Here is a 13,023-nt window from a genome sequence, read left to right on the forward strand (position 1 = left end):
CAGAACGGAATTGTCAGGCACACTCTGCATCTGCACTGTGCCTACATCTTACAAAAAAACCCGCATTACGCGGGTTTTTTTTGTTTCTACTTTCCAGCAAAAATAAAAGCACCGGAAAACTCATTACCAAGAGCATGCTTTGCACGCTCAGCGGCTGTATAGGTTAAATAAGGGCCAACGTGCACCTTCCAGATACTGGAACTTATATCCTGATACAACCGACAGGAACGTCCCTCTTGAACTATTTTTTTCCGGAGCGTCTGGGCATTAAATTTATCCCCGAAAGAACCAACCTGAACATAATATGTTCCACCGGTTTTATTGGGAGCAGAGGCCACAGTACTATGATTAGGCCCGCCGATAGCTTCCAGCTTAACCGAAACAACGCCGGGGCCAAGCATACCAAGTTTCTGTGCCGCCGAGTGTGTTAAATCAATAATACGCCCTTCAACAAAAGGCCCTCTATCGTTAACACGAACAACAACAGAACGGTTGTTCTCTATGTTTGTTACACGTACGAGAGTACCAAAAGGCAAATTTTTATGCGCAGCAGTCATGCCGTACATATCGTAGCGCTCACCATTAGCGGTTTTTTTACCGTGAAATTTTTTACCGTACCAGGACGCTTTGCCGAACTGCACAAAATTTTCAGATGAGGCCAACGTATTGTAGCGTTTTCCCCATACAGCATATGAACCGGCAGATTTAGCTTTGGTAGAGGTAGTCGCTGACTGTCTGTGCGGAGAAGCTATGTGCTTCTTTCCACACCCGACAAGCGATATGAGACATGCAATACAAAGCGAAAAAATAAAGACTCGCAAAGAATACTCCTAGTACGTAATACATCATAGAAAGAATATTCATTGGCTATAATATTAAAAGAACGCATGCTGCAAGAGGCAACATGCGTCCTTTTATCGTCTTTACGTTCTCTAACAAAGTACTTCGGGCTTTTTTCCTTCTTCCAGCTCGCATTCGCGCTGTAAAAGTTGCTCAAGCATAATATCTGCACCGACCACACCTGTAATATTATCGTGACCATCTGTAACAGGGGCTGAAACCGTCAAAATAAGCTGCCCTGTAAAATGCGATGTGTACAAGTTGGTAATATGCAGTTTGCCTGTCTGAATCGGCTTCTGGAACCACTCTCTGGATGAGAAGTCATACCCGATATCAAGCACTTCATACTTTTCTTTAAACCGCATATCAGTAATTTCCGAAGCAATCAGACCACCGTCTTTGTCCGTCAGATACAGATACTGAATAAACGGATAGTCCTGTACAAAGTCTGTCAGGCAACCATAGTTTTCTTTTGCAAGAATAACGTTACAATCCACTGACAATTTGGAAATAAGTGTAGCCGCAAGATTATGTGCAACCTCTTTAAGGTTATCGAAGTCCGTGCGGAACATTTCCGGCATATAGCGGCGCACAAGGCGTTCCATTTCTTTGTTAGAAACAGAAGTGGATCGGCCATTTTCATACGCTTCCATAATCCTATCGTACACTTTACCTACGGATGGGTGACGTTTTGAAACTTCATTGTCACCTGTAAGTTTAAGTGTCTGGTTAATCCAGTAGGCTACACCGGCTCTACCGGATTTATCTGTGATGATAATCGGTACAGGACGGTTAAGAAGACGGCTGGTATCAAAGACGTTGTAAATCTCTTCGTTTTTAGCAAGGCCATCCACGTGGATACCTGCACTCGTAGCGTTAAAATCACGCCCGACAAACGGATAGTTATCTGCAACTTTGTACTCAAGCTCGTTTTCGAAATATTCACAGATTTCGCTAATTACACGGGTATCAGCGGATTCATCGTGACCGGTAAGAGATATGTATTCAATAATAAGCGCCTCAATAGGCGAGTTACCGGTACGTTCACCAAACCCGAGCAACGTTCCGTTAGCGCCACCACAGCCATACAGCCATGCTGTTACTGCGTTAACTAACGTCTTATGAAAATCGTTATGTCCGTGCCATTCCAACCATTCACTCGGCACACCGACTTCATCTGTAAACGCGCGTACAATACGAGGAACAGAACGCGGGAGCGTTGCTCCAGAGTACGGGACACCGTAGCCCATTGTATCACACATTCGAATTTTAACCGGCAGTCCACTCTGGCGGGAAAGCTCCATCAGCTTTTCTGCGAACGGCAAACAGAATCCATAAATATCAGAGCGGGTAATGTCCTCAAAATGACAACGAGGAGAAATGCCCCAAGCCAATGCTTGTTCAATAACCTCAAGGTAGTTACGCATTGCCTGTTCACGATCAAGCCCAAGCTTTAAGTAGATATGGTAATCAGAAACTGAAGTAAGCATCCCTACTTCTTTAAATTCCATACTCTTAGCTATTTTCAGATCATCCTTATGGGCACGAATCCATCCGGTAATTTCCGGGTATTTGTAGCCTCTGGAGCGACAGGCATCAATGGCACGCTTGTCTTTATCAGAGTACATAAAGAACTCAGAGGCACGGATCAATCCGCTTCTGCCACCAAGCCTATGCAGCATATCAAAAATAGTTTCAATCTGCTTTACCGTGTACGGAGGTCTTGCCTGCTGACCATCCCGAAATGTTGTATCGGTGATGAACATTGGCTCCGCCGGGCGCGGTGCCACAAAAACATCATCAAACGCGATACGGCTAATCTGCTTATAAGGAAACAGATCGCGATAATATTCACCTTTTTCAAGGTTCTCAAGTTTAAGCTTCGATGTCGCGCGATTTAGATGAAACAAGGTCACAGTTTTTTACCCTCCTTGGAGACGAATCTTTTAACAATTCTTCAATTTTTTGGCGCACGGTAGCAGCTCTGGTACACGCAGGATTTATCTGCTCTGCTTCTGTAGCTGCCTCTAACGCCTCATCAAGGCGTCCTCCTTCCAAAAGCCCTTCTGCTGCCAGAATGTACATTTCTTCCGGCATCGTTCCATAAATAGAAGAAATTAATGTGTCATAATCTTTCCCGAACACACGCTTAACCAAGCTGTTACGAGAAAATAATAGCCGGGCAACCAAAAGATTTTTTTTGTTATGTGCGCAATAGATGCAAAAAAGCGTATTGCAGCGTGCGAGTAAGAAAGAGATACGGGCAATTTCTCGAGACATACTCTCTCGTGTTTCGCCAAGAAGCTGTGAAAAAGGCTCCACAACATCCTGGATGCCATTTTCAGCTGCGGGCTGCTCCAATGCTTTAAACATCGGAGCATAATGCTGTTGCTGGTAGGCATCCTCTTTCAGCTTAATGCATTCGTGGAATACATAACTGATAGCCCAGTCCAGTGCTTTTGCTACTACAGGAGCCTGCGCGTCTGTTCTGAGCAAATGATGAGCAGTATCTTTCAAGCGCCAAAGCAGGCCCTTGTTCATGGTGCTACCTAGCAAGTCACGCACTTGTGTAAACGAAACCGCACCAGAGTCTGCAAAACGTATAAACTGCTTTTCAAGTATGCTCGATACCATACAAAAATCACGCAGAATATCGCGCGCAAATTCTTCTCTATTGGCTTCTATCCATTGGCGGGACATGATCACCTCATCTCGTGTTGCATCGATCACAATACATGGTTTTACAAAAAAGTAAAACCAAGCACTACACAAAGCCCCCACTGTGTTAAGCAAGTGGACAACTGAACCAACCATCAGAACTCGTTGAGTATCCAATTGATACGCATTCTGTGCAACATATTTTACGATCAAAATTCACTTTATGATTTAACCTAAGGGCTGCGCACTAAAAACATCATTACGTCTAATTAATAACATTATTATACAAGCATTTCATTCTAATTTTTCTAGACAAAAAAATAACGGCAACACCTGAATACCCGGGGTTGCCGTTAGTTGTACACTAGGTACAAAACCTTTTGTACTGCCTTTAAAGGCTACTAATTCTCGTTAAGCAAAACCTTTGCGACAGAAATGTCATAAAAAAGCATAGGGTCGACATCTCTTCCCATTCCCTTATACATTTCTGCAGCTTGCTTGATTGCCTCGTAGGGCACCCAACCATGTTGATCCCAAACCTGCTCGTTATCCAAACGCCAAAGACGAAATTCGATATCATCGGCGTTACGACGCACGTATACACGGGTTTTTTTATCATTCGGCGCGGGATGATAGTAGTGTCCAAGCTGATCTTTCATAGCAAACCTCACTTAGTTCTTGTGTGGCTTTGACCTTATTTAAGCAACAAGGTCAAGTCTGCGAGTATCCGTTTTTCGCAAGTTAGCGTTCAAAATAATTTCCCACCTCCTGTTTTACATTTTATTACACCTTGTTCTTGTTATCATTTTCTTTCCTTCTCGAGGTTGTGAAAAAAATAACATATGATAATATGTACTTTCTTTTTATGAAAGTTCGTTACGTTACCCCCCTACTGCAAACTCAAATTGTCAGCGCACAGCACGGGGTTTGCGTTGTTTTTCTGCAACTTACAAATAGATGATGCTATACATAAACTTGTCAAATCCACTTGACAAATCAAGGCGTTCTTTCTAGCAAGAGATAACTTTGTCCAAAAAATCACGCCCTTTTTCAGGAACAAAATCTTAGACCAGATTTACTCCGTGTAAGGTGCGTCCATCTTGACCGCTCCTCAGATCGCCTGCGGTGGGATGGAAAGTGTCTGGTGTAAAAACACATACCAACTTTTTGTGGAGGTAAGGTAATGGCGAAACACGCAACTCCTATGTTGGATCAGCTCGAAACCGGCCCTTGGCCAAGTTTCGTATCCGACATTAAGCAGGAAGCAGCAATGCGTGCTGCTAACCCTAAAGGCCTTGATTACCAGATCCCTGTAGATTGTCCTGACGATCTCCTCGGTGTTCTGGAACTTTCTTACAACGACGGTGAAACTCACTGGAAACACGGCGGCATCGTAGGCGTATTCGGTTACGGCGGCGGTGTTATCGGTCGTTACTGTGACCAGCCAGAGATGTTCCCTGGCGTAGCACATTTCCACACTGTACGTTTGAACCAGCCTGCTGGTAAATACTACACCACCGATTTCCTCCGTCAGCTTTGCGACATCTGGGATCTCCGTGGTTCTGGTCTTACCAACATGCACGGCGCAACTGGTGACATCGTACTTCTCGGTACTACCACCCCTCAGCTTGAAGAAATCTTCTGGGAAGTTACTCATAACATGGATAACGACCTTGGTGGTTCCGGTTCTAACCTGCGTACTCCTGCTGCTTGTCTCGGCGAGTCCCGTTGTGAATACGCTTGTTACGATACCCAGGCTGCTTCTTACAACTTGACCATGGAATACCAGGACGAACTTCACCGTCCAGCATTCCCATACAAGTTTAAATTCAAGTTCGACGGCTGTCCTAACGGTTGCGTAGCTGCTATGGCTCGTTCCGACTTCTCAGTTGTTGGTACTTGGAAAGACAGCATCAAAATCGATCAGGAAGCTGTAGCTGCTTACGTTGCTGGCGAATTCAAGCCAAACGCAGGCGCACACTCCGGTAAAGATTGGGGTGCATTCGACATCGAAGCTGAAGTTATCAACCGTTGTCCTTCCGCTGCTATGAAGTGGGAAGGTGGCAAACTCGCTATCGATCGTTCTGAATGTGTTCGTTGTATGCATTGCATCAACACCATGCCTCGTGCTCTCCATATCGGTGATGAGCGTGGCGCATCCATCCTTTGTGGTGCAAAAGCACCTATTCTCGATGGCGCACAGATGTCCTCACTCGTAGTTCCATTTGTTGAAGCTAAAGGCGACTTTGATGAAATCAAAGAAGTTGTAGAAAACATTTGGGATTGGTGGATGGAAGAAGGCAAAAACCGCGAACGTCTCGGTGAGACTATGCGTCGTCTTTCCCTCCAGAAACTCCTCGAAGTTGTAGGTCAGGAACCATCTGCTCACAACGTTCAGGAACCTCGTCACAACCCATACATCTTCTTCAAAGAAGAAGAAGTACCTGGTGGTTGGGACCGCGACATCAACGAATACCGTAAGCGCCACCAGCGCTAAGAAGAGGAGTACAATAACATGGCATTCATCTCTTCTGGTTACAATCCAGCTAAACCAATGGAAGGCCGTATCACTGATATTGGCCCTCGTGAATTTACCGAATTCCTTCCTCCAGTAATCAAGGCTAACAAAGGTAAGTGGGCATACCACGAAATCCTCGAGCCTGGCGTACTGGTACACGTTGGTGAATCCGGTGATAAAGTATTTACCGTACGCGTAGGTGCTGCACGTCTTATGTCTGTTACTCACATTCGCGAAATCTGCGAAATTGCTGACAAACATTGTGACGGCTACCTTCGTTTCACAACCCGTAACAACGTTGAATTTATGACTGACAGCGAAGATAAAGTAGCTGCTCTTAAAGCAGACCTCGCTGCTCGTAAATTCGACGGTGGCTCTTCCAAATTCCCTGTAGGTGGTACCGGTGCTGGTGTTTCCAACATCGTTCACACTCAGGGTTGGGTACACTGCCACACCCCTGCAACTGACGCTTCTGGTCCTGTTAAAGCTGTTATGGATACAGTATTCTCAGACTTCCAGAATCATCGTCTCCCAGCTCCTGTACGTATCTCCCTCGCATGTTGTCTCAACATGTGTGGTGCTGTACACTGCTCCGACATCGGTATCGTAGGTATTCACCGTAAACCACCTATGATCGACCACGAGTGGACTGACCAGCTTTGTGAGATCCCTCTTGCAGTTGCTTCTTGTCCTACCGCTGCAGTTCGTCCTAGCAAGGTTGAACTCGAAGGTAAGAAAATCAACACCATCGCTATTAAGAATGAACGTTGCATGTACTGTGGTAACTGCTACACTATGTGTCCTGCTCTTCCTATCTCCGATGGTGAAGGTGACGGCGTTGTAATCATGGTTGGTGGTAAGGTTTCTAACCGTATCTCCCAGCCTAAATTCTCTAAAGTAGTTGTAGCATACATTCCTAACGAAACTCCTCGTTGGCCTACACTTACTGAGAAAATCAAACACATCATTGACATCTACGCTGACCACGCTATGAAATACGAGCGTCTTGGCGACTGGATTGAACGCATTGGTTGGGAAAAGTTCTTCGAACTCACCGGCCTCGAGTTCACCCAGCACCTCATTGATGACTTCCGTGACCACGCTTACTACACCTGGCGTCAGACTACCCAGTTCAAGTTCTAAGCAACGTTACTTTGTAATTACGCCGGACGAGGGATTCCCTCGTCCGGTTTAACGCTTAAACGCTAAAGGGGCTTCCCATGGAAGAATCAACTAAAATTATCGTTGACTTCATTGAGTCCAAATCTAAGAGCAAATCTAAATTTTACTTCAACGACTTCCTTCCTCTTTTCCCAGAGATGAAACCACGTGAAGTTAAAAAAATCTTGTCAGCTCTCGTTAAATCCGAAGTAATGGAATACTGGTCTTCCGGTTCCACTACTATGTACGGTCTTAAAGGCGCAGGCAAACAGGCTGCAGCTGAACACGAAGATTAATTTCTTCGTTCAACAGAGCGTAAGGCGTATGGACTTTGGTCCATACGCTCTTTCTATTTTATAGACTCAATTCAAACCTCAGCAAACGTGTGCAGCAAGGCATTGTATGACCCTTCCCAGACTCATTATAGCTGGCCTTAACGGCGGTACAGGAAAGACCATTACCAGTCTTGGCACGACCCGAGCCTGGAGTCGTAAAGGCAAATGTATTAAGCCATTCAAAAAAGGGCCTGACTACATTGATGCAAAATGGCTGGCACTTGCTTCACAACACCCTTGTACCAACCTTGACCCATATCTTTTAAATAACGCTACCCTTAAAGCCTTGTTCGCTACAGCCGCAGCGGGATACGAAGGAGCGCTTATTGAAGGCAATCGGGGACTGTTCGACGGTAAAGATATCACTGGAACCTGCTCCACTGCAGAATTAGCCCGTATTATTAACACGCCGGTTATCCTTGCTATGGACTGCACAAAAATGACCCGTACAGCCGCAGCAATCCTCACCGGCATGCTTAACTTTGAAGATGACCTTCACATAGCTGGCGTTATTCTTAACCGCACAGCAACTGACCGCCATCGTTCCATTTTACGGCAAACAATTGAACACTACACGGATGTGCCGGTACTCGGTTGTCTGCCTAAAATTAAACATAACCCTATCCCAGAAAGACATATGGGGCTTATTTCCAACGCAGAATACGCTGGAACAAATTCCGCTCTTGAAGAAGTTGCAGACATCATAGAAGACCATCTTGATGTAGAAATGATGTGGGAGATCGCATCTGCTGCACCAGAATTTTCCACTCAGCCAAATGTCTGGGATATAGCCGAACAAGCAATCACAGGGGCAAACTCAACGCCTACAATCGACACTCCATGCGCAACGACAATGCCTTTGTGTCCGGAAGTCAAACCGACAATGGCCCCGCGCATCGGCTATGTGCATGATGACGCCTTATGGTTTTATTATGATGAGAACTTACAGGCATTACAGCATGCAGGTGCACAACTGGTTCGTCTTTCAATCACATCTGACAAGGACTGGCCGCAGATTGATGCCTTATACTTAGGCGGAGGCTTCCCTGAAACGATGCATGAATCCATCACTGCAAATAAAAAAATCTGCGAACACGTACGTGGACTCGCAGAAAGCGGAATGCCAATTTACGCCGAATGCGGCGGATTTATGTATCTGTCCAAGGCTCTTGTTCAAGAAAAAAGCACATCCTCTATGGCAGGCGTGCTTCCAGTCCAAACCCAACTGTGTAAACAGCCTCAAGGGCTTGGCTACATTGATGCAGAAGTGATTAAAGCCAATCCATATCATCCGCTGGGTTCTGTAGTTCGCGGGCATGAATTCCACTATTCAAAGTGTATCATCGAAAACGAACAGCCGACATTTGGCTTTCGTCTGTCAAAAGGCTTCGGCATGGGAGAGCGTTTAGACGGGCTCATCTACAAGAATGTTTTTGCATCCTACACCCATTTATTCGCGTTAGGCGAACCACATTGGGCTGTTAACTTTGTTCGAGCTGCTCAGGAATTCAAATCCGGAACGCCTGTGACTACTGCCCAATAACATGTCCGCGGCAGCTAAAGGGTTCTGCCCTTTGCCACCACGCTAGGGAAGTCTACTCACTTACCCATGATCTGGCTGCTTAGGTTTAAAGTTAACTGCAAAACTAGCTTCGGCACTCCTTTCGTGCGAACTACGATAAATACCAGTACCTCAATCTTCTGATTCGTCTTTTTTCCCGTCATACATTGCCACATACTTCTTGTAACATTTGGTAACAGGTGATTCAGGATCAAAAATGTGTTCAAGATTCCCCAGATCATCAGGACGCGGTGGGATTTTAGGAAGCGCTTTCTCAAATGTCGGTATAGTAAGGTTGTCCAAGGACTCTCTTCCCTGCATCAATTCAACCTGCACAGTATCAAACATCTCTTTGCCAAGAAATGCGTTCACACGCTCAAGAACTTCATACGTCTGTGCAGAAAGCTCATACTGAGCCATATTATCTTCAGCACCTATAATGATCGTACGGTTCTTATGCCCAAGCGGTCGACCAAGTTCTGCCAGATCTTCGCCCATGACCATGTCCCAATTCTGCCATAAAGGCACAAGTGGCATGTTGCGGTCCCCACCCTTCTCGTACAGAAGTTTAGTAAGCATCTTACTTGCGTGGTGTTCCATAATTCCTCTCAACTTGGGGAGACGACAGCCTCCGGATGCCAATAAAAACCGTCGCTAAATACGTTTATACTTATTCTGCCTCTGTACAGAAAGAAGCAGATCTTCGCCCATCTGCTGGACGCTATGGTAAAAACTGACAACCTGCATCATGTCACGCATAGTAAATCTCCGGATCATCCCGTCAGCACGAAGAGTTTCAAGTCGTTTATCTGCACTGTACAAAGCTTGCTCCAACTTACGAGTATCAGGAATCACGTTGCGGCCAACAGCACGCATAACATCCTGCGACTCCTTCACAACCTTACGAATTTCAGCTTCCATAATTATACAGTATTCGCTGTCATTCAATTCGCGCACAACATGAAGCATTGCGTGTAAATGTTCTACACATTGCACAAGGGTTTCAATTTTAATATCGAGCATGGCTGAATCATCATCAACAAATAAGCGTTCGTGACGCAAATATCCACGGAACAACTCACGATTATAATGAATCTCATCTTCCAGATCAGCAAGCATGCCTTTGCTGGAATCACACTTCAGCGTCAGAAAGGAGTTAACAATGCTCTCGTATTTTACTGCGCAGCGAGTAAACTGTTCCTGTAAACGTTCTTTTAGCTCACAACTGGCATGATGCGGCCAAACAAAAAGCGCTACGATAAATGTCGAGCAAACACCTATACTAATTTCTGCAACTCGAAAAAGGGCGTAATGAATGTAGTCACCGGATGCCTGAGGCGCCAGCATAACAATGGTAACGGTGATCGCAGCCATGGAAAAACGATTTGTATAGCGCTTAAGATACGCACAGATACCCACGGTCACAAGGAATCCTGCAAGCCGTCCATGGTCAGTTGGAGGGACAATATAAAGCGCGGTCATACCCATTGTTGCGCCGATTGCGGTACCTACAAGGCGGTATCCACACATCTGCATAGACGCAGCAACGTTACGCTGCATAACAATAACAGCGCTAATAACAGCCCAGAACCCTAAATTTGGGTCGGTTAGTGAGGCTACGAAATAAGAAAGAAGTGCAGCAAGTGCAGTTTTTATGCCGTACTTTACATATTCCGCCCGTTGGCGCGAGCCAAAAAACAGCATTTCAACGCTCCTGTTGAGCAGGCAGTCTGTGCGGATTTCTCGCAGCAAAATACTATCTGCAAGTAATATATCCGTAAAATTTTTTATGCCTCTTTGCTTCGCGCAAGAAGTATAGCAAGCTGAGAACACATGCAAGAATTTTGTCCTCACCCTATTTCATAAAAAGCATGCTTAGCTACGATAGCGGATTGCTATACTCAATAAAAGCCTCTTTTCATCGTCAGTTACGATTTACCATCTTCTTTATCGATAGTAAAAGTTCCTTATCCTTTTTTTATACATGTAACGATAACGATCTCATCGTCGTCTTTTCTTCAAAACACATCATGCACATTGAAGACTGCTTTTGATGCCAGCGATCTCATCATTAGAATATAATCACATCCACAAATTGTTTTTTAGAATCTGTCTTCAGATTTTTTGCTGAAAGAGGAAAAGGCAGGTCTGCACTCAGATAAATATCCAGTCGCTTGAATGAAAGGGAAGACCCATGCCCGATTCAGTGGAGATAGCGTGGATGTAAAGATATAAAAGGTTATGCGTTGTAAAAGCTATTTTTTAAGCAGGTACGCTAACCAAGCCTAACTGCTTTTTTTGTGCTATCGGATCTTGTAAAGCCGTTAGACACATTACGCTTCATTTTCAGGCGAGGAGCATTTTACATGACACACTCCGGAAATGCTTTCTACAGCGTTCGGAAAATATTTACGTTTAAAAAAGAGGGCAACATTAACAAGTGCAATGAGCACCGGAACTTCGACCAGAGGGCCAATAACAGCAGCAAAAGCTTCACCTGAATTAATACCGAACACAGCAATTGCAACTGCTATGGCAAGTTCAAAGTTGTTTGATGCCGCTGTAAAACTCAGAGTTGCAGCTTGCTCGTATGTCGCGTCCGCTTTGAAAGAAAGATAGAAGGAAAGCAAAAACATTACGAGAAAGTATATGGTTAAAGGAATCGCAATACGCATAACGTCGAGCGGAAGCTGAACAACCATATCACCTTTGAGTGAGAACATAACGACAATGGTGAACAACAGAAACACCAGCGTTAATGGACTGATGAGTGGAATGAATGATTGCTCGTACCACTCTTGCCCCTTCAAACGTATCCCTACGAAGCGAGTGATCATCCCACCCAAAAATGGAATACCAAGATAGATGAAGACACTCTCCGCTATCTGCCCAATTGAAATATCTACTACAGCGCCCTGAAAACCAAACCAATCTGGAAGCACTGTAATAAACAAGTAGGCATATACGGAAAAGAAGATGACTTGAAAGATGGAGTTAAAGGCTACCAATCCCGCGCAGTATTCAGTGTCGCCCTTGGCAAGGTCGTTCCAGACAATAACCATGGCGATACACCGGGCAAGGCCAATTAGAATAAGGCCTACCATGTATTCATGATACCCGGAGAGAAACGTTACAGCCAGCCCGAACATCAAAATTGGACCGATAATCCAGTTCTGCACGAGTGACAGGGCGAGGATCTTAACATTACAAAAGACCTGACCAAGTTGTTCATACTTCACTTTGGCAAGAGGCGGGTACATCATAAGAATAAGACCGATGGCGATGGGGATGTTGGTTGTGCCAACCTGAAATGAGTTTATATGCGTCTTAATATTGGGATAGAAATACCCACCGCCAACCCCTATGAACATGGCTAGAAATATCCAGAGTGTTAAATAACGATCCAGAAAAGAAAGTTTTTTCACAACTGAATTGGGCATATTTGCTCCTTGCAGAACCATTTAATTACAATTTTTGGTGTTTTTGTTTTCGAGATAGCGGCAAAGACGATGATAATCCCCCGCTGTCTGAGGAGCCATCGGTAAACTTTTCACAGGATAGTCATAATGCGAGCCTGTGTAAGATCATCGGGCTCGGCCAAACTACAGTAACCAACTTCCCGCTTCGTCTGCTGACACCCCATCCTGTTTTTTTTCAAAAAAGACAAATACCTAGAGACCCAAGATTGTGACAACACTAAGGCCTCCATTAGGTCGCAGACACATAGTTCGAACGATTCGCAATCGGGTCGAATAGGCAAGGGCTTTTCGCTTTAATATTGTAAGTAATTTTGAGCGGATTAACCCACAAGTGCAGTGATAAATAACCATTGAACAATATCAATATGTATTGATATTCAAGATTGATCTACTTGACTGTATCCCCAACCTTAGATAAAGCTGTATCAACTTTTCTTGATGCAATTTAATCAAGACAGCCGAAAATAGCAT

12 protein-coding genes are annotated in these 13,023 nt (G+C 44.8%); 4 read left to right on the forward strand and 8 right to left on the reverse strand.

Translation table 11 applies throughout. The features are described 5' to 3' along the window. Positions 1-86 precede the first annotated feature (86 nt). The 4 genes from F461_RS19580 to F461_RS0109265 all read right to left on the reverse strand — a co-directional run bounded on the left by F461_RS19580 (position 87) and on the right by F461_RS0109265 (position 4,157). Entirely contained in the window at positions 87-821 is a 735-nt protein-coding gene (locus F461_RS19580; RefSeq protein WP_020000872.1) for a septal ring lytic transglycosylase RlpA family protein, read from the reverse strand. A 111-nt stretch (positions 822-932) separates the two neighbouring features. Continuing rightward, positions 933-2,756 (reverse strand): triose-phosphate isomerase, encoded by a 1,824-nt coding sequence (locus tag F461_RS0109255; protein WP_020000873.1) that lies wholly within the window; start codon positions 2,754-2,756, stop codon positions 933-935. After that, positions 2,716-3,540 (reverse strand): hypothetical protein, encoded by an 825-nt coding sequence (locus F461_RS17585; RefSeq protein ID WP_051089206.1) that lies wholly within the window; start codon positions 3,538-3,540, stop codon positions 2,716-2,718. Before F461_RS17585 ends, F461_RS0109255 begins: the two co-directional genes overlap by 41 nt. Before the next feature lie 359 nt (positions 3,541-3,899). Then, positions 3,900-4,157, reverse strand: a complete 258-nt coding sequence (locus tag F461_RS0109265) for a hypothetical protein (protein WP_020000875.1) — start codon at positions 4,155-4,157, stop codon at positions 3,900-3,902. Positions 4,158-4,681: 524 nt separating this feature from the next. Here F461_RS0109265 and dsrA point away from each other — a divergent pair. The 4 genes from dsrA (at position 4,682) to F461_RS0109285 (ending at position 9,055) form a co-directional block, all read left to right on the forward strand. Continuing rightward, the gene (gene dsrA, locus F461_RS0109270; RefSeq protein ID WP_020000876.1) at positions 4,682-5,995 is read left to right on the forward strand and encodes a dissimilatory-type sulfite reductase subunit alpha; all 1,314 of its coding nucleotides are present in this window, start codon (positions 4,682-4,684) and stop codon (positions 5,993-5,995) included. Positions 5,996-6,013: 18 nt separating this feature from the next. After that, complete coding sequence (dsrB, locus tag F461_RS0109275) at positions 6,014-7,159, forward strand: dissimilatory-type sulfite reductase subunit beta (RefSeq protein ID WP_020000877.1); 1,146 nt, start codon at positions 6,014-6,016, stop codon at positions 7,157-7,159. A gap of 77 nt (positions 7,160-7,236) precedes the next feature. Further along, positions 7,237-7,473, forward strand: a complete 237-nt coding sequence (locus tag F461_RS0109280; RefSeq protein ID WP_020000878.1) for a dissimilatory sulfite reductase D family protein — start codon at positions 7,237-7,239, stop codon at positions 7,471-7,473. Positions 7,474-7,579: 106 nt separating this feature from the next. Next, the gene (locus tag F461_RS0109285) at positions 7,580-9,055 is read left to right on the forward strand and encodes a cobyrinic acid a,c-diamide synthase CobB (protein ID WP_020000879.1); all 1,476 of its coding nucleotides are present in this window, start codon (positions 7,580-7,582) and stop codon (positions 9,053-9,055) included. 150 nt (positions 9,056-9,205) lie between these two features. Here the strand turns inward: F461_RS0109285 and F461_RS0109290 are convergent, their stop codons facing one another. The 4 genes from F461_RS0109290 to F461_RS19655 all read right to left on the reverse strand — a co-directional run bounded on the left by F461_RS0109290 (position 9,206) and on the right by F461_RS19655 (position 12,833). Further along, positions 9,206-9,673, reverse strand: a complete 468-nt coding sequence (locus tag F461_RS0109290) for a DciA family protein (protein WP_020000880.1) — start codon at positions 9,671-9,673, stop codon at positions 9,206-9,208. Positions 9,674-9,727: 54 nt separating this feature from the next. Beyond that, complete coding sequence (locus F461_RS0109295; protein WP_020000881.1) at positions 9,728-10,777, reverse strand: FUSC family protein; 1,050 nt, start codon at positions 10,775-10,777, stop codon at positions 9,728-9,730. A gap of 629 nt (positions 10,778-11,406) precedes the next feature. Then, complete coding sequence (arsB, locus tag F461_RS0109300) at positions 11,407-12,513, reverse strand: ACR3 family arsenite efflux transporter (RefSeq protein ID WP_020000882.1); 1,107 nt, start codon at positions 12,511-12,513, stop codon at positions 11,407-11,409. Between the two features lie 110 nt (positions 12,514-12,623). Then, positions 12,624-12,833 (reverse strand): ArsR family transcriptional regulator, encoded by a 210-nt coding sequence (locus F461_RS19655; RefSeq protein WP_412779042.1) that lies wholly within the window; start codon positions 12,831-12,833, stop codon positions 12,624-12,626. Positions 12,834-13,023 lie beyond the last annotated feature (190 nt).

Source organism: Halodesulfovibrio aestuarii DSM 17919 = ATCC 29578 (assembly GCF_000384815.1).
Lineage (GTDB): Bacteria > Desulfobacterota > Desulfovibrionia > Desulfovibrionales > Desulfovibrionaceae > Halodesulfovibrio > Halodesulfovibrio aestuarii.